This window comes from Nocardiopsis trehalosi NBRC 14201 (assembly GCF_001552555.1).
Taxonomy (GTDB): domain Bacteria; phylum Actinomycetota; class Actinomycetes; order Streptosporangiales; family Streptosporangiaceae; genus Nocardiopsis_B; species Nocardiopsis_B trehalosi.
In genome coordinates, this window is sequence record NZ_BCRK01000037.1 from 21135 (window position 1) to 39028 (window position 17894).

At 74.0% G+C, this 17894-nt stretch carries 13 protein-coding genes; 2 read left to right on the forward strand and 11 right to left on the reverse strand.

Annotated elements, in window-relative coordinates; all coding sequences use genetic code 11:
- Positions 1 to 22: 22 nt before the first annotated feature.
- Positions 23 to 196: a DUF397 domain-containing protein gene (locus NT8_RS09460; protein ID WP_067966409.1), complete on the reverse strand. Its 174-nt coding sequence runs from the start codon at positions 194 to 196 to the stop codon at positions 23 to 25.
- Positions 189 to 995 (reverse strand): helix-turn-helix domain-containing protein, encoded by an 807-nt coding sequence (locus tag NT8_RS28460; protein ID WP_084468782.1) that lies wholly within the window; start codon positions 993 to 995, stop codon positions 189 to 191. Before NT8_RS28460 ends, NT8_RS09460 begins: the two co-directional genes overlap by 8 nt.
- A gap of 285 nt (positions 996 to 1280) precedes the next feature.
- On the opposite strand from NT8_RS28460, the gene NT8_RS09470 reads away from it, so the two are divergent.
- Entirely contained in the window at positions 1281 to 1676 is a 396-nt protein-coding gene (locus tag NT8_RS09470) for an ATP-binding protein (protein WP_067966412.1), read from the forward strand.
- A 72-nt stretch (positions 1677 to 1748) separates the two neighbouring features.
- Here NT8_RS09470 and NT8_RS09475 read toward each other — a convergent pair whose 3' ends face one another.
- From NT8_RS09475 to NT8_RS09495, 5 genes are all read right to left on the reverse strand, one after another.
- Positions 1749 to 3422, reverse strand: coding sequence for an ABC transporter ATP-binding protein (locus NT8_RS09475; RefSeq protein WP_067966414.1), 1674 nt, complete (start codon positions 3420 to 3422; stop codon positions 1749 to 1751).
- Positions 3419 to 4315 carry an ABC transporter permease gene (locus NT8_RS09480; RefSeq protein WP_067966416.1) on the reverse strand — a complete coding sequence of 299 codons (897 nt, stop codon included), beginning with the start codon at positions 4313 to 4315 and terminating at the stop codon, positions 3419 to 3421. Before NT8_RS09480 ends, NT8_RS09475 begins: the two co-directional genes overlap by 4 nt.
- Positions 4312 to 5262 carry an ABC transporter permease gene (locus NT8_RS09485; RefSeq protein WP_067966417.1) on the reverse strand — a complete coding sequence of 317 codons (951 nt, stop codon included), beginning with the start codon at positions 5260 to 5262 and terminating at the stop codon, positions 4312 to 4314. Before NT8_RS09485 ends, NT8_RS09480 begins: the two co-directional genes overlap by 4 nt.
- Positions 5263 to 5308: 46 nt before the next feature.
- On the reverse strand, positions 5309 to 6892 hold the full coding sequence (locus tag NT8_RS09490; RefSeq protein WP_067966419.1) for an ABC transporter substrate-binding protein: 1584 nt from the start codon (positions 6890 to 6892) through the stop codon (positions 5309 to 5311).
- A gap of 494 nt (positions 6893 to 7386) precedes the next feature.
- Complete coding sequence (locus tag NT8_RS09495) at positions 7387 to 8376, reverse strand: ATP-binding protein (RefSeq protein WP_067966420.1); 990 nt, start codon at positions 8374 to 8376, stop codon at positions 7387 to 7389.
- Between the two features lie 392 nt (positions 8377 to 8768).
- Here NT8_RS09495 and NT8_RS09500 point away from each other — a divergent pair, with 392 nt between their 5' ends.
- A complete protein-coding gene (locus tag NT8_RS09500; protein WP_067966422.1) occupies positions 8769 to 9281 on the forward strand; it encodes an ATP-binding protein in 513 nt (170 codons plus the stop codon).
- Positions 9282 to 9317: 36 nt separating this feature from the next.
- On the opposite strand, the gene NT8_RS09505 is transcribed toward NT8_RS09500, so the two are convergent.
- From NT8_RS09505 to hisS, 4 genes are all read right to left on the reverse strand, one after another.
- A complete protein-coding gene (locus NT8_RS09505; RefSeq protein ID WP_157515647.1) occupies positions 9318 to 10184 on the reverse strand; it encodes an AMP-binding protein in 867 nt (288 codons plus the stop codon).
- 405 nt (positions 10185 to 10589) lie between these two features.
- Positions 10590 to 13034: an ATP-binding protein gene (locus NT8_RS09510; RefSeq protein WP_067966425.1), complete on the reverse strand. Its 2445-nt coding sequence runs from the start codon at positions 13032 to 13034 to the stop codon at positions 10590 to 10592.
- Positions 13035 to 13269: 235 nt separating this feature from the next.
- Positions 13270 to 15702, reverse strand: coding sequence for an ATP-binding protein (locus NT8_RS09515; protein WP_067966434.1), 2433 nt, complete (start codon positions 15700 to 15702; stop codon positions 13270 to 13272).
- Between the two features lie 208 nt (positions 15703 to 15910).
- Positions 15911 to 17233: a histidine--tRNA ligase gene (gene hisS, locus NT8_RS09520; protein ID WP_067966426.1), complete on the reverse strand. Its 1323-nt coding sequence runs from the start codon at positions 17231 to 17233 to the stop codon at positions 15911 to 15913.
- Positions 17234 to 17894: the final 661 nt, after the last annotated feature.

A 17894-nucleotide genomic window follows, 5' to 3' on the forward strand; every position in this document is an offset into this window, starting at 1 on the left:
GGGCCGGCCGGGGCCGCCCGCCCTACAGCCGATCCAGGTCCGCCAGCAGCGCGACCCACTCCCGAGCCGGAACCGCCAGCGTCCCCCGCTCCCGGTTCTGCGTATCCCGAACGAGGGTCACCAGACCCTCGGCCACCTCGACGCACTCGCCCGAAGCACCGCTGTACGTCGACTTGTGCCAGTCCTGGTTACGCATGTAGCACCTCTCGAATCAGACCTAGGGAGTCGCCCGGGGTGAGCGCACGTGCTTGGAGCTCGCCGAAGAGTGCGATGTGGCGCCGTACCTCCGGGAGAGCGTCGTAGATCGAGCCTCCACCCGATGACTCCGCATAGAGTAGCGTCGTTCCATCCGGCACAGTCAGCAGCCTGAATGGGCCGCTACTCCCCGGTGAGTCGACGGTCGCCGACGGCAGGATTTGCAGGCGAATGGTTCCTGCCTCACCGAGGCCGTGTAGGTGCTGTAGTTGGGCCGTCATGACGTCCGCACTGCCAACGACGCGGCGGAGCACACTCTCATCGAGAACGACCCACAGAGTCGGTCCGTTCTCGCGTGTGTGCGTCTTGAAGCGCTCCATGCGTCCGGCGACCAAATGCTCGATCTCGTCCGGCCGGTCCAACGGGCGTCCAGATCGGAAGACTGCTCGCGCGTAGGGTTCGACTTGAAGAAAGCCGGGCACCAACGCGAGCCCCCATGTTCGAATCTCGGTGGCCTTCTCTTCTGAGCGCAATACCTGCCTGAACCACTCAGGATCGGCCGCGTGGCTCGTGGCCTCCGACCATCGCCGAAGCAGGGCGCCCTCGGTACCGAATATTCGGTCGAGTTCTACTGCTGTGTCCTTTTTGGTGGCCCGTGTGGCTCGCTCGACCTTGGAGAGCATGCCGCTTGTTATGGTCAGCGAACGAGCGGCCTCGGCCAACGAAAGTCCGGCTTTCAGGCGCAGGCGGCGTACCTCGCGACCAAACGGAACCCATGGGGTCAGGATTTTCTCGCCCATGGGTACCAAGTATCGACTAAGTGTGTACTCCACGCTACCTGTTTTCCCTGTATCTGTTCAGTACCGGAGAACAGGTCGCAGGGTGCGTCTGGGCTGCGTGAAGGTGTGGCAGATAAGGACCCCGCAACCGCGCGAACGGTTCGGGGCCATGGCCACTAGCCGAACGGAGACCCAGCCAGTGACGAATCAGATCGTAGTACACGCACGTAGGCGAATTCGCCCCTATCTGTTCCGGGGGGCGCGTTCGCGCGGAATGCAGGTGTGCGGGCGGTGTGGCAAATGAGGATGAAGCGGAATTCCGTCACCTTTCCCGCCGCGCCCGCGTCGGTGGCCGAGGCGCGGGCCTGGCTGACGGCGGTCCTGCCGTCGCCCCCGGGCGTTCCCGACGACACGGCGGCCGCCGCCGTGCTCGCCCTCTCCGAGGCGGCGACGAACGCCGTCCGGCACGCCTCCGGGGCCGAGTTCCACGTCCGGACGTCCCTCGGACCCGGGTCGCTCCGGGTCGAGTGCGAGGACGCGGGCGGCCCCACCGTCCCCCTCCTCCGGCGGGCCGGCGTCTGTGAGGAGGGCGGCCGGGGTCTCGCCCTCATCGCCGCCTTCACCGACTCGTGGGGCCCGCTGCACGGGCGGCCGGGGATCTACTTCCGGCTGGACTGGCCGTCCGGTTCGGCCGTGGGCTGATCCTGGGTGATAGGGGCGTCGACGGGCTATGGGGAGCGTTCCCCCATAGCCCGTCGACGTTCGAAGACCGGGTCAGTCGCCGGCGGTGCGGGTGCGGGGTTCGGCGCCCTGGATGGTGCGGTGGAGGGGGGACTCCGAGAAGGAGAGTTCGAAGTCGGGGGTGTCCGCGATGAGGGCCCGGGTGTAGTCGTGCTCCGGGCGCGACATCACCGTCCCCACCGGCCCGTACTCCACGATCTCCCCGCTGTTCAGCACCGCCACCCGCTGGGCGATGTTCGACACCAGCGCGATGTTGTGCGTGACGAACAGCAGCGCCATCCCGTCGTCCTGCAGCCCGCGCAGCAGCTTCACGATCTCCGCCTGCACCGACACGTCCAGCGCCGACGTGATCTCGTCGCAGATCAGCAGGTCCGGCCGGGTGGCCACCGCGCGGGCGATCGACACCCGCTGCCGCTCGCCCCCGCTCAGCTGCTCCGGGTAGCGCGCCGCGTAGGCGGCCGGGAGGGCCGCGCGCTCCAGCGCCTCGCCCACCACCGCGTCGGGGTCGTCCGGCCGCCCCGCCAGGTGCGTGTACGGCTGCAGGATCAGGTCCCGCACGCTCTTGCGCGGGTTCAGCGCCTCGTACGGGTTCTGGAAGATGTACTGCACCCGCCGCCGCTGCTCGGCGGTCCGCTTGTAGCTGCTCGCCGCCAGCGGGGCGCCGTCGAACAGCACCTCGCCGGTGAACCGGCGGTGCAGCCCGGCGATCGACCGGGCCAGGGTCGTCTTGCCCGACCCCGACTCGCCCAGCAGGGCCACGCACTCGCCCCGCCGCACCTCCACGTCGATGCCGCGCAGCACGTCCGCCTTGCCGTACCCGGCGCGCAGCCCGCGCACCCGCAGCAGGGCGTCTTCACCCGGCGCCGCCGCCTCGGCGTGCCCGGTGGTCTTCAGCAGCGGGACCGCGCGCAGCAGCTTCGCCGTGTACGGGTGGGACGGGGTGGCGAGCACCCGCCGGGCCGGCCCGCGCTCCACCACCTTCCCGTCGTACATGACGGCGATCTCGTCGGCCAGGTCGGCCACCACCGCCATGTCGTGGCTGATGTAGACGCCCGCCGTGCCGTAGTCGCGGGTCAGCGCCCGGATGGTGGCCAGCACGTGCGCCTGCGTGGTGACGTCGAGCCCGGTGGTGGGCTCGTCCAGCACGATCAGGTCGGGGCGGCCGATGAACGCCATGGCGATGGCCACCCGCTGCTGCTGGCCGCCGGAGAGCTGGTGCGGGTAGCGGGCGAGGAACGCGTCGTCGTCGGGCAGCGCGACCTCGCGCAGCACCTCGCGCACCCGCGCGTCGACGCCCCCGCCCCCGGCCGGGGCGTCGTGCAGCGCCTCGGCGAGTTGGACGCGCAACCGCAGCGCCGGGTTGAGCGCCGAGGCGGGCGACTGCGGGATGTAGGCGACCGACCGGCCGCGCAGCCGGCGCACCTCGGCCTCGCTGCGGCCCAGCAGGTCCTCGCCGGAGAGGGTGATCGTCCCGGCGGTGATGGCGGTGGCGCGCTTGCCGTGCGCCAGCAGGGACAGGCCCAGGGTGGTCTTGCCGGAGCCGGATTCGCCGACCAGGCCCAGGATCTCGCCGCGCCGCACGGTCAGGGACACGTCGGAGACGATCTCCACGTCCGACGGCCGGCCGATGACGGTCAGCCCGTCGACCCGCACCGCCGCCGCGGCACCCCCGCCCGCGCCGCCGGTTCCGCTGTGCTCGGTGGTCACTTCTGCACCCCCCGGTCGATGCCGATCGAGGCTCGGGCGAGCCCGTCGGTGATGAGGTTCGCGCCGATGGTGAGCAGCGCGACCGCGGCCACGGGCAGCGCCACCGACCACGGCTGGACGGTCAGCACCACCCGGTTCTCGTTGATCATGAGCCCCCAGTCGGCGATCGGCGGCTGCAGCCCCATGCCGAGGAAGCTCAGCGTCGCGATGAGGCCGACCGAGTAGGTGATGCGCAGGCCCAGCTCGACCAGGAGCGGGCCGGTGATGTTCGGCAGGATCTCGCCGGCCATGATCCGCCAGCGGGGCACGCCGATGGCCTCGGCGGACTTCACGAAGTCCTGCTCGACCACCCGGAGCGTGGCCTCGCGGGCCACCCGCGCCACACGCGGCGCGTGGGACACCGCGATCAGCACCACGATGAGCCACACCTTCGGCCCGAGGATGGACATGACCAGCAGCGCGAGCACGAGCTGCGGGAACGCCAGCAGCATGTCGTTGGCGCGCATGACCAGGTCGTCCAGGCGGCCGCGCAGGTAGCCGGCCGCCATGCCCAGGACGGCGCCCGCGGCGACCCCGGCCAGCGCGGCGGTCACCGCCACCAGCACCAGGGTGTAGCCGCCGTGCAGGAACCGGCTGAACACGTCGCGGCCGACCTGGTCGGTGCCGAACAGGGTGCCGTCGACGTCGGTGGCGTTGGGGATGCCGACCAGCTCGGTCGGCGCGTAGGGGCTGACGAACGGGCCGATCACGGCGGTGAGGACCACGGCGCCGGCGATGGCGACCCCGGCCTTGGTCCGGCCGTACCCCCAGGCGGTGCGGAGCAGGCCGCGGCCGCGGGCGGGCGGGGCGGCGGGGGCGGCGGGCGCCCCGGTGTCTGCGGTTGCGGCGGTCATCGGGCGGAGACCCTCACCTTCGGGTTGGCGGCCAGGCCCACGATGTCGGCCAGCAGGTTGACCACGATGTAGACGGCGGCGATGAGCAGGGTGACGGCCTGGATGACCGGGAGGTCGCGGGTGTTGATGGCGTCCATCAGCGCCAGCCCGATCCCGGGGAAGCCGAACAGGTACTCGATGGCGACCACGCCGCCGGCCAGCCAGCCGAGCTGGAGGGCGATGACCTGGGCGACGGGGCCGATGGCGTTCGGTGCGGCGTGCCGCCAGATCACCGTCCGCTCGGGCAGGCCCTTGAGCCGCGCCTGCTGGACGTACTCGCTCTCCAGCACCTCGATCATGGACGCGCGCATCATCCGGATGATCGGCGGGCTGACGGCGAGCACCAGGGTGGCGACCGGCAGCACGAGCTGCTCGGGGTCCTCCAGCACCGCCTGCCCGTTGCCGGCGAACACCGCGGGCAGCAGGTGCAGGAACCCGGTGGAGAACGCGAGGATCAGCAGGATGCCGACCGCGAACTCGGGGATGGCCGCCAGCACCAGGGTGGCGGCCGACGTCGCGTGGTCGGCGGCGCGGTCGCGGCGCAGCGCCGAGTAGGCGCCGAGGAACACGGCGACGGGGGTGGCGATCACCGCGGCGAGCGCCATCAGGGTGAGGCTGCCGACCGCGCGCTGGGCCAGGTACTCCGAGACCGGCAGCGCGTTGGCGAACGACGTGCCGAGGTCCAGGGTGACCACCCCGGCCAGCCACGACCCGTACTGCACGACGAGCGGGTCGTCCAGGCGGAGCTGGGCGCGCAGCGCCTCCAGGCGCTCGGGGGTGGCGTCGCGGCCGAGGATGGCGCGGGCGGCGTCGCCCGGCAGGGCCTGAGTGGCGAGGAAGACCACGAGCGAGACCACGAACAGGGTCAGCAGCCCGTAGGCGAGGCGTTTGAGGACGAGACGTGTCATGTGGCGACCTTCGGTGGGGACGACGGACGGGCGGCGGGGCGGAGGGCTAGCCCTCGATGCGCACCCGGTGGAACCCGTACGAGGTCAGCGGATGGCCGGTGACCGACGGTTCGAAGCCCGTGACCCTGCTGCTGAACGCGTCGACGGTGTTGACGAATCCCCAGACGATGTAGCCGCCGCGCTCGTACTCGATCTCCATGGCCCGCCGGATCAGGTCGGCGCGCTCGTCCTCGTCGACGGTGGCGCGGGCCCGCTCGATGAGGCCGACCCACTCGGGGTCGTCCCAGTGGGTCTCGTTGAACGCGGCGTCGGGCATGGAGCCCTGGGCGGCCTGGGAGAGGTAGTTGCGGGTGCTCCAGAAGTCCATGGCGAACGTCCACTGCAGGTAGTTGTCGCCGTAGAACTCGGTGGAGGTGGTCTGGCGCAGGTTGACGGTGACCCCGGCGTCGCGCGCGTGCTCCTTGAACACCATGGCGGCGGCCTCGGCGCCCGGGCTGATGGGGCCGGTGACCAGCTCGACCTCCAGGCCGTCGCCGTGCCCGGCCTCGGCGAGCAGCCGCCGCGCCTCCTCGATGTCGCGCTCCCGCTGCGGCAGGTCGTCGTGGTAGGCGGGGTCGAACCGGCCGTAGACGTCGTTGCCGACGCTGCCGTACCCGGCCAGGGCGACGTCGACCATCTGCTGCCGGTCGACCATCAGCCGGAACGCCTGGCGGACCCGGACGTCGTCGAACGGGGGCTGGTCGACGCGCATGGTGAACGGCAGCCACATCCCGGTCTCGGAGTCGAGGACGCGCAGGTTGTCGTTGGCCTCGATGACCGGGATGAGGGCGTGCGGGAGCTGGCTGATCACGTCGACCTGCCCGCCGACCAGGGCGTTGACCCGCGCGGTCTCGTCGGGGAAGTTGATGATCTCCAGTTCCGCGACGTAGGGCATGCCCTCCTGCCAGTAGCCCTCGTGGGCCGCGAACAGGCTGCGCTGGCCGGGGGTGAACTCGACCAGCTTGAACGGGCCGGAGCCGATCGGGGCGTCCGGGTCGTAGCTTTCGGGGACGATGCCGGTGCTGTACTCGGCGACGAGGTCGAGGAAGGTCACGTAGGGCTCGGTGAACACGAGTTCCGCGGTGCGCTCGTCCACCACGCGCAGGTTGTCGCGGTCGAGGGTGGCGAGCTGCGCGGCGTTGACCCCGGGGGCGTCGGGGTCGGTGATGCGGCGGAAGGTGAACACGACGTCGTCGGCGGTGATGGGCGACCCGTCGTGGAAGGTCAGCCCCTCGCGCAGGACCACCGTCCACACCGTGGCCTCGGCGTTGGACTCCACCGACTCGGCCAGCGCCATGCCGATGGAGTAGTCGGTGCCGAAGGCGCACAGGGTGGAGTACAGGTTGTGGGTGCGCGCGATGTCGGTGTTGTCGGTGGGCTGGTGGGCGTCGAGGGTGTCGGCCGCCGAACCGCCGGCGACCCCCACCCGGAGCCGGTTGGCCACCGAAGCGCCGGAGCCGCCGGAACCGCCGCCGCACGCGGCCAGGGCCGGGACGACGACGGCACCGGCGGCTCCGGCCTTGAGCAGGCCGCGGCGGCTGGGGCCGGTGCGGACGGGGGGACGGGTGGGCGGGGTGGGTGTCGACGGCACGGGCGACCTCGGTTCGGCTCGGCGGCGGCGGACCTTCTGCCGGGCGCGGAACCTGATCGGCGGACCGGACGGCGGGGGCCGTGGCCCACCGCCGCGGGCGCGCCGCGCGCACCGACGTCCCGATAGTCGTCACCCCGTCCGCGCACGTCAAGCCGTGTCGGGGCGGTGGCGCAGCGTGCCCGCCGCGCCGGCGGGGGCGGGCGGCGGCGGTCGCGGGCCGGACGCGTGAAAGCCGTTTCCAACAGCGGCTATGCGAAAATCGCACCCGCGTCCGGAGTGCGCGGCGGGTGGCCGCGTACGCTGCGCGGGGACGCCCCCGCGGCGTTGTCCGGGGCGCGGACGTCGTGATCCAATCGATGTCACCGAGTGGCGAAACCTTGTTGTTTAGAGCCGGGTCTGTGTCGTGGGTCGCATAACGGGCGACCGCCCGGTTGCTCCTGCCCGGCCGACCCGGGCGCGTCCGCCCCCGCGCCCTGCCCGCGCCCCGCCGTCGCTCAGGCGGTCGCCCCCGCGGCCGCGGCGCGCTGCGCCGCCAGCTTGTCGGGGCCGAGCACGAAGTCGGGGTCGACCTGCCCCGCGAGGTCGGCGCCGGTGGCGGCGCCGGCCCAGGCGCGCGCGTTGCGCAGGTGGAACTCGACGCTCTGCCGGGTGAACCGCGGCCAGTCCTTGACCGCGCCGTCGACGGTGTCGCGCATCCAGGCCAGGGTCTTGGCGTTGTCGTCCTCCAGCTCGGCGAGGTCGGGGTGGCGGCCCTTCTCCATGGCGCGGACGAACGCGGAGTGGCCGAAGCAGGCCGCGAGGGCGTCGCCCACGTGCTCGCGCAGGAACTCGACGTCGGCGGCGTCCTGCACCTTGTTGCCGATGACCCGGATGTCGACGCCGTGGTCGCGGGCGTAGTCGGCGTACTGGCGGTAGACGCCGACGCCGCGCACGGTGGGTTCGGCCACCAGGAAGGTGACGTCGAAGCGGGTGAACAGCCCGGAGGCGAAGGAGTCGGCGCCGGCGGTCATGTCGACCACCACGTACTCGCCGGGGCCGTCGACCAGGTGGTTGAGGTACAGCTCGGCGGCGCCGATCTTGGAGTGGTAGCACGACACCCCGAGGTCGTCCTCGGAGAAGGGGCCGGTGACCATCAGCGTGGCGCCGTCGACCCGGTGGCCGAAGCGCTCGTGCACGGGGTTGCCGGGCGCCATGCCGAGCAGCAGCGACCCGGGTCCGGGCGGGGTGGTCTTGACCATCTCGTCGGCGGAGCCGATGCGCGGGTTGGTGCCGCGCAGCAGCTCCTTGATGTCGCGGATGTGCGCCCCCATCGGGGGGATGCGGGCGAGGTCGGCGGGGGCGACCCCCAGGGCCGCGCCGAGGTTCTGGTTGATGTCGGCGTCGATGGCCACCACGGGGAGTCCCGCGGCGGCGAGGTGCCGGGTGAACAGCGCCGACAGGGTGGTCTTGCCGCTGCCGCCCTTGCCGGCGAACGCGATCTTCATCGGATGGTGCCTTTCGACTACACGGGTGCGGCGGACGGGCGCCGCCGCACAGGGATGGAAACGATTATCGTTGCTTGCCACCCATCGTGTCAGGCATTTCACCGGATCGTGTCCTGGCGGCCGGGTCGGCGCCCGCCGGACCGCGGCCGCACCCGGCCGCCCGGGGCCGCGTCCGGCCCCCCGCTCTTCTGACCAGGTGATTTGCGCAGGTCAGTAAGGTGGTGAACGGTTGTGGGCCGCAGATTTTGTCGTATCGCGATGGGACACATGGCCGCGTTTTGTGGGGTATTCGAGAACAAGTGGGGTGCGGTGTGCTGTCCTGGTCATGGTGCGCCGTTGTCTAGGGTGAGGCCGTCGGCTACCGCCGGGTGGTGATGGGGAGTGAGACGGGGATGACCGATTCGCAGCGACTCCGCGAATACGCCGCTGCCGACCCCTTCGACGCGCCCGATCTGGAGGCGAGCGAGTCCCCCGGCGACACCACCGACCACACCGTCTGGAGCTGCGTCGGCAACCTCACCGCCGTGCGCTCCATCCGCGCGCGCGTCCGCGAGTTCCTGGAGCGCTCCGGGCCGCCCCGCTCCCTGCTCGACGACGCCGAACTCGCCGCCAGCGAACTCGCCACCAACGCCCTGCTGCACTCCCGCTCCGGCCAGGTCGGCGGCGTCATGACCCTGTTCATCCGCTCCGGCCGCGACCGGGTCCGCGTGGCGGTCGCCGACCAGGGCGAGAAGCGCCCCGAGGGCGTCGCCGGCTCCTCGGCCGTGCGCGAGGAGAACGGCGACTACGGCCGCGGCAAGCTCATCATCGAGAGCTGCACCACCCGCAGCGGCGAGTACTGGACCGAGAGTACCCACGTCGCCTGGTTCGAGATCGACCTGCCCGGCGGGCTGATCGGCGCCTGAGGCCGCCTGAGGCTGCCCCCGCCCGCCCCGGCGCGGTCAGCGGCGCGCGGCCACGCGCACCGGGGTGGGCGCCCCGCGCACGGTCACCCCGAGCGCCGCCAGGGCGTCGTGCGGCGGGGCGCCGCAGGGGTCGCAGGGGTCGCCGGCGTCGGCGGTGACCACCGACGCCCCGTTCCACAGCGCGGCGGCCGCGAGCGCGGCGCGCTCGGGCTCGGACATGCGGTGGTCGACCGCGACGGTGTCGCCCGGCGCCAACCGGAGGTCGGCGGCGTAGCGCCGGAACCGCCGCGCCAGGTCGGCGTGCGGGTGCAGCCGCGTGCGCGGCCCCGACGGTGCGGCGGTGTAGCCCAGGATGCCGTTGTCGAACAGGCCGCGCGCGGGGTCGTAGTCGCTGCCGTCGGGGCTGGGCAGCAGGAGTTCGCCGAACGGGGTGGTGTCGGGCGCGGCGCCGAACGCCACCACCTGGCGGACGCGGGAGCGGTCGGCCAGCTCCAGCGCGATGTCGGCCAGCGCGGCGGTGACCAGGATGATCCGGACATCGGTCGCGGTGAGCAGCTCGATCAGGGTCTCCAGGTCGGAGGTGAGCTCCATGGGGAGCGCGACCCCGCCCACGGCGAGAACGGTGTAGACGGCGGTCAGGCGCTCGGGGCAGACCGGCGCCAGGACGCCGACGACGTCGTCGGGGCACATGCCCCGGCGGCTCAGGCCCGCGGCGGCGCGTTCGACGGTCGCCGCGAACGCGACGGCGTCGGTGCCGCGGCCCCGGGAGTCGGTCACCGCGGCCCGCTCGTCCAGGCGGCGGAGCCGGTCGAGCAGGCCGCCGGTGAGCGACCCCGTCGGATGGGCGCCGGCGCCGGCGCCGCTTACGACGCCGGCGCCGGTACACGGCCGGTCGACCGCCATGGTGTGGCCTCCCCCCTCGGCTGACCGCCTACCGGGCTCGTCACGCCCCCTCCACGTGGCGAGCCCGGTGGCGCCGTGCCCGCGGTCGCCCCGGATGCTCCCCTCTGCGCATCCGGAGCAGCACGGCCCGCGGTGCCGTGGCCTCAGCGGGCCCCGTCCGCCCCGCGGCCCCCCAAGGGCACGGAACGGCGGAGGCCCACGCCGCCTCCACGGCTTCCCGGAGGTGTCCGCCCTCCAGGACGCCCGGGCCGCTCCGCCGATCCGCCGAAGCGGTGGCGGGCCGCGGCCCATGCCCATGACATTAGCGTTTTCGCGCGCTTTTGCACATGCATTCTCAGGTGCACCTGCATATGTAAATTCACTCTGCGCGCGGGCGGTTCCGGATCGCCGCAGGTCGCGGGGCGGTCACCGCGGACCCGAGTGGCGGTTCACCCACGCGGCGATCTGCTTGCGCGAGTTGAACCCCATCTTGCGGTTGATGTTGGCGACGTGCCGCGCCACCGTGGCGGGCGCGATGAACAGCCGCTCGGCGATCGCGCGGTTGTTGCCGCCCTGGCCCACCAGCCGGGCGATCTCCTGCTCGCGCGGGGTCAGCGCCTCGGTCGGCGGCTGGGCGGTGCGGGTCAGCGGCGGCCGGGGGCGCGCCCGCCGCCCCGCGTCGGTGACGTCCAGGGCCAGCGCGACGGCGCCGTCGACGTCCAGCGCCGCCCCCTCGTCCCAGCAGGCCACCAGCTCCGGGTCGGTGGGCGCCGAACCGTCGACGGCCGGCCACGGGCGCCGCGACGGCGGCACCCCCGCGTGCTCGCGCAGCGCGGCCGCCGCCCCCGCGAACCGGTGGGCGTCGTGCGGCTGGTCCTGGTCGGCCACCACCCGCGCCAGCGACAGCAGCGCCTCGGCCACCCCCGCGAGCTGGCCGGTGGCGTGGCCCAGCAGCAGGCCCTCGCTCAGGTAGTCGTAGGCCTGCGCGGTGGCGCCCAGGCCGTGCGCGATGCGGCCCACGCCCGCCAGGCAGCGCGCCAGCTCCGGCGCCGCCCCGATGTCGCGCTGGATGTCGAGCGCCTCGCGGTAGCAGCGGTCGGCCGCATAAAGGTCGCCCTGCGCCTCGGCGATCGTGCCCTGCCCGATGAGGGTCACCCCCACCCCCCACCGGTGGTCCATGCCGCGCAGGATCATCAGGGCGGTGTTGTAGCGGGTCTCGGCGCCGACGAGATCGCCCAGCTGCGCCGAGAGGGTGCCCAGGGTGCCGAGGGCGATCGCCTCGTTCCACAGGTCGCCGGTCTCGCGGGACAGCTTCAGCGCCTCGGCCAGGCGGTCGCCGGCGCGGTCGTAGGCGCGCAGCCGCAGGTCGACCATCGCGAGCACGTTCAGCGCCCGCACCACCGGCTCGGTGTCGTCGGCCGCCCGGCACAGCCGCATGCCCTCCTCGGCGATGGCGATGGCGGAGTCGAGTTCGAGTCGCGCCCACGCGAGTTCGGCCCGGCCCACCAGGGCCCGCCCGCGCAGTTCCGGCGGGCCGCCGCCCATATCGAGGAAGACGTCGCTCCACCGGCAGCCCTCGGTGAAGTGGTAGCCGGTCACCCAGAACGGGCGCAGCCCCACGCACATCCGCAGGCCGTCCTCGACCCGCCGGCCGGCCACCGCCCAGTGCAGCGCGGCGCGCACGTTGTCGTACTCGTCGATCACCCGGTGCCAGTGGCCGAACCGCTCGCGCCACGGCATGGCCCGGCCCAGCACCGACATGCGGCCCAGGTCGGCGCAGATCGACCCGAGGTGCCGGCAGTGGCGCTCGCGGACGGCCTCCTCCTCGCCCGCGCCCACCAGGTGCGCGGCGGCGAACCGGCGCACCGGCGCGGGCAGCCGGTACCGGACCCGGCCCCGGTGCTCGCCGGTGAGCGCGATCAGGCCCCGGTCGACCAGCGACGCCAGCAGATCGAGGATGTCGGCCTCGGCCAGCGGGGCGCCCGAGCATACCCGCTCGGCCAGCTCCAGATCCCAGTGCGGGAACACCGACAGTCGGCGCAGCAGCACGCGCTCGGGTTCGCTCAGCAGCGCGTGGCTCCACTCCAGCACCCCGCGCAGCGGCCGCGGCCGCGCCCGGCAGCGGGGGTCGCCGGTGCGCGGGCCGACCCGCTCGGCGACGCCCGCGGCGATCCGGTCCAGCGGCAGCCGCCCCGCCCACGCGGCGGCGAGTTCGATGCCCAGCGGGTTGCCGTCCAGGCGGCGGCAGACGTCGGCCGCCACGGCGAGGTCGGCGTCGGAGAACACCAGGCCCGGGGAGGCGGCGCGCGCCCGCTCGGTGAACAGCCGCACCGCGGCGGCGGTGTCGGGGCCGGGGTCGCCCCCGGCGCGGGGGAGCGGCAGCGGCGGGACCCACCAGGCGGACTCGTCCGCCACCCCGACGGGGTCGCCCGCGGTGATCAGCAGGGACAGCTCCGGGCACGACGCCACCAGGGCCCCGCCCAGCGCGGCGACGTGGTCGGCGACCCCGTCGCAGGCGTCGAGCACGAGCAGCAGGCGGCGGCCGTGCAGCGCGTCGCACAGGGTGTCGGCGAGGTCGCGCCGGGCCTCCTCGGCCACGCCGAGGGCCGACGCGATGCGTGAGGCGACCTCGCCCGCGGTCCGGGCGTCGCCCAGCGCGGCCAGCCACACCCCGTCGGGGAACGACGCCGTCGACAGTGCGGCCAGCCGCAGCGCCAGCCGGGTCTTCCCCACGCCGTCGGCGCCGCACAACGTGATCACGCGATCGGTGTCGAGCAGCCGCAGCAGATCGCTGAGATCGCGCTCGCGGCCGATGAGGGCGTCGGATTCCGGGGGGAGGTTCTGCCGCGCGGGCGCGGTCTGAGGTGCCATGGCTCACGCGTGTAGGCGGTCGGGGGCCGCTCTCACCTTGCCTGGGGGTAAGGGCGGGTCGGCGGTCAGGGGAACGGCTGCCTGCGGATGCCTAGAGCTCTGTCTTAGTAGCTGGACACCGCGTATGCAAGCGATACCGGGGAATCTCCCGGCGGCCGCGGCGCGAACCGGGACGACACGCCCCGGCGGGCCGCGCGGCGCACCGTCGGCGGGGGAGCGGGGCCGGTCCGGGCGGTCAGTGGACCATCCCGTGCCGCTCGGCCCACTCGGCGAGCTGGGTGCGCGACGTGATCAGCAGTTTGCGGAAGATGTTCGCGATGTGCCGGGCCGCCGTCGCCTGGCTGATGATCAGCCGGTCGGCGATCTGCCGGTTCGACAGGCCCGCCCCCACCAGGGCAGCGATCTCGCGCTCGCGCGGGGTCAGCAGCGCCGGCAGCGCCCGGCGCGGGGTGGAGAACGCCAGGGCGCGCTCCACCGCCTGCTCCAGCGGCAGGGTGCGCCACGCCGACCACGCCTTCTCGGCGGCGTCGGGCGACAACTCCCGGCGGGCCGCCGCCAGCAGCTCGTCGGCGTGCGGCGACGGCTGCCCCAGGCCGGTGTAGATCTGCGCGGCCACGCCCACCAGCGACGCGGCGCGCTCCGGCAGCTCCTCGGCCAGGGCGAGTTCGGCCAGCGCCTCCAGGGCGCGGGCGACCGCGGTGCGCCGCCCCGACGCCACACTGATGCGCAGGCACCCCGACAACCGGCGGCGGGCCCCGGAGATGTCGCCCCGGGCGAGATCGAGGTAGCCCATGGAGGCCGTGCACCGCGCGGTCTCGGGGGCCACCCCGATCTCGGAGAACACCCGCAGGGCCTCGCTCAACTGCCCCTCGGCGGCATCGAGGTCGCCCACCTGGGTGGAGAGCACGCCCAGGCCGTTGAGGCCGCGCGCCACGAGCCACCGGTCGCCCAGCCGCTCGGCGGACGCGACAGCGGCGCGCAACCGGGCCTCGGCGGCGGCGGGCGCGCCGCGCCGCCGCTCCAGCCGGCCCAGGGTGCTCAGCACGGCGATCTCGGTGAAGTGGTCGAGCACCCCGTCGGCCCCGGCGAGGGTGCGCAGGGCGTGCCGCTCGCAGGCGGCGTCGTCGCCGGTGCGCAGCGCGGCGGCGGCCAGCGCGCCGTGGGCGATCACCTCGGCCTGGGGGTCGCCGCAGGACCGCGCCAGGGCCAGGGCCTGGCGGGCCAGCGCGGTGGCGGTGTGGGCGCCCTCGGTGTCGAGGCAGAGTTCGGCGTGGACGGCCAGCGCGCGCGCCCGAACGGGGGCGGCCGCCTCGGGGTGCGGCGGGTCGAGCAGCCGGCGCAGGTAGTGGGCGCCCTCGGTGTAGAGGCCGCGCACGAACCAGTAGGGGCGCAGCGCCACGCACAGGCGCAGCCCCTCCTCGGTGCGGCCGCGCTCCAGCGCCCACACCAGCAGCCGCGCGGTGTTCTCGCGGTGGTGGTCCAGGTGGGCCATGTAGCGCAGCCGCTCCGACCACGGCAGGGGGCGGGCGACGGCGTCGGCCATGCCCTCGTGCCAGACGATGGACTCGGCCAGGCAGCGGTCCCAGGTGGTGTCCTCCTCGCCGGCGGCCACCAGCCGTTCGGCGGCATAGGCGCGCACGGTGTCGGGCAGCCGGTAGTGGGCCGCGCCGTCGACCTCGGCGTCGCGCACGATGAGGGAGTGGTCGAGCAGCGCGCTCAGCAGGTGCAGGACGTCGCCGGGGTCGATGCCGCCGTAGCCGCACACGGCCTCGGCCTGGGACAGGTTCCAGGTGCCGAACACGGTGAGGCGGCGCAGCAGCACCTGCTCGGGGTGGGGGAGCAGGTCGTGGCTCCACTCCAGCACCGCGCGCAGGGTGCGCTGCCGGGGCGGCAGTTCGCGGCCGGAGGTGACGAGCAGCCGGAACCGGTCGTCCAGCCGGTGCAGGACCTGCTGCACCGACAGCACCCGGGTGCGCGCCGCGGCGAGTTCGATGGCGAGCGGCACCCCGTCGAGGATGCGGCAGATGTCCATGATGTCGCCCGCGTTGTCAGCGGTCACGGCGAAGCCGGGGCGGGCGGCGCGGGCCCGGGCCGCGAACAGCCGGACCGCCTCGTAGCGCAGGGCGGTGTCGGGGGGGACGGGCAGCGGGGGCGGGCCGTGGTCGCGGGCCACGGGCGGCGGCAGCGACAGCGGGGGCACCCGCCAGATGGTCTCGCCGGCGATGCGCAGCGGCTGCCGGCTGGTCGCCAGGATCTGCACCGCCGGACACGCGGTCAGCAGCGTGCGGCACAGCCCGGCCAGCGGCCCCACGGCGCGCTCGCAGGTGTCGAGCAGCAGCAGGACCCGCAGCGGGCGCAGCGCGGTGACGATGGCGTCGATCGGCGCCTTCTCGCTGTTCTCCAGCACCCGTAGCGACCGGGCGACCGCCCGCACCACCTGGTCGGGGGAGGCGGCCTCGCTCAGGTCCACGAAGCGGACGCCGTCGGCGAAGCGCGACCGGACGCGGTCGGCCACCCGCAGCGCCAGCCGGGTCTTGCCCATGCCCCCGGTGCCCGTCAGGGAGACCATGCGGGTGCCGCCGAGAATCCGGCAGAGCTCGGTGACGTCGCGTTCGCGTCCGACGAAGTCGTCAGCTGACGGGGGCGGGATCTCGCGCGGGTCTGACATGGCCTCGTTCACTGGGGCGACCGTGCCTTGCGGGGCGCACGAGGGCACCGGGCGCTCCCGGACGGACGTGACCCCGTGCGATCGAGTCTTCCACGCGGCGACCGCCGTGTCCGGGGAATGGCCGGTTCCGGCGGGCGGGCACGGACGGCGCGGGCGTCCGCTACGGGTCGGGCGCGGACCCGCCGGACGCCCGGCGGGTCCGCCACCCTCAGGACCGGGTCCAGACGGCGGGGTCGGCCTCGGTCTGCTCACCGGTGGCGAGGTCCTTGACCTCGTGCGGCTTGCCGTCGGCGAACGGCGGGAACCAGACGAAGGGGATGCCCTTGCGCGAGGCGTACTGGATCTGCTTGCCGACCTTGGCGGCCTGGTGGAACACCTCGGTGTTGAACCCGCGCCCGCGCAGCAGCGCGCCGGTGCGCAGCGCCTCGGCGCGGCGGTCGTCGGCGGGCACCACCACGAGTACGTCGGTCGGGCAGGCGCGGGCCCCGGTGATCCGGCCCTCGGCCACCAGCTTGGCGAAGATGCGGGTCAGCCCGATCGAGATGCCGACACCGGGCAGCCGGCGCCGGATGAACTGGCCGGCCAGGTCCTCGTAGCGGCCGCCGGCGCAGATGCTGCCGTACCCGGGGTCGTCGTCGAACGACGCCTCGTAGACCGTGCCGGTGTAGTAGTCGAGACCGCGGGCGATCGACAGGTCGGCGACCACGCTGCCCTCGGGCAGGTCGGCCAGCTCGTCCAGGACGAACCGGAGTTCGGCCAGCCCCTCGTCGAGCAGCGGGGAGGAGACCCCCAGCTCCGCCACCCGATCGGCCACCGACGCGTCGCCCGCCCGCACGGCAGCGAGCGCCAGGCAGGCGTCGGCCTGATCGGCGGACAGCGCGGCGGGGCCGGTGGTCAGCAGCTCGCGCACGCCGTCGGCGCCGATCTTGTGCAGCTTGTCGACGGCGCGGATGACCGCCACCGGGTCGGCGACGCCCAGGCCCTCGTAGAAGCCCTGGAGCACCTTGCGGTTGTTGACGTTGAGGGTCCAGGCCGGCAGGTCGAGCCCCGACAGGACCTCGTGCACGATGCGCGGCAGCTCGGCGTCGAAGTGCAGCGGGACCTGGTCGACGTTGATCACGTCGATGTCGCACTGGGTGAACTCGCGGTAGCGGCCCTCCTGGGGGCGCTCACCGCGCCACACCCGCTGCGTCTGGTAGCGCTTGAACGGGAACGTGAGGTCGTTGAAGTGCTGTGCCACGTACCGCGCGAACGGCACCGTGAGGTCGAAGTGCAGTCCGAGCCGGGCCTCGTCGTCGGCCGACGGGTCGGCCTGGAGGCGGTGCAGCGTGTAGACCTCCTGCGAGGTCTCGCCCTTCGACATCAGCACGTCGAGGTTCTCGACCGACGGGGTCTCGACCGACGCGAACCCGTAGCGCTCGAACCCGGTGCGGATATGGTCCAGCCAGCGCTGCTCCACGGACCGGATCTCCGGCAGCCACTCGGGGAAGCCGCTGATGGGCACGGGACGGACGACGCGCTGTTCCGACATGGGTTCGGTTGGCTCCTTACGGCCGGTGCGGGTGCCGGGCGCGCGGCGCGCACCCCGGAGCACCAGGGGAGACATCAGGGAAGCAGGTCAATGGTAGGCCCTCCGGCGCCCGGCGGGGGCGACCGCGGCGCGGCGGCCCGCGCGGGCGCGCCGACGGGGGCGGGCGGTGTGGGCGGACCGGCGCGCGGCCGGCCCCTGGCCGGTACCGGCCAGCCCCCGCGCGGGGGCGCCGATGGCGCCCGCACCGCCGCCGGGGCGGCGGGCGCGCGGGGGAAGCCGCCACCGGCCCACGCGGACGGTACGCGGGCCGGTGGGGCGGTCGAGCACAGCGGAGCATCGACCGATGCGGACCGGCGTCGACCCGCGACGTCGGCGAACGGCCCCACGCTCAGCGCGCCCGCGGGGACCGGCGCGTTCGGCGGCCGCGGTGATCTCCGTGCCAGGAACGCGGCCGCGGGCCCGCGCGGCGGTACCCGATGACCTCACGGTAGACCGCGCGCGGGGCCAGGCCCAGGGTCCGCGGCGACCGGAATGGGCCGCGCCGGCTCCGGCGCGGCGCGCCGGTACCCGTTCCGGTCGCCCCCGGGCGGGGCGGCCGCACGCCCGGAACACGCGCGGGCGCGCCGCCGCGTCCGCCGGACGGGGGCCGGCGGACGCGGCA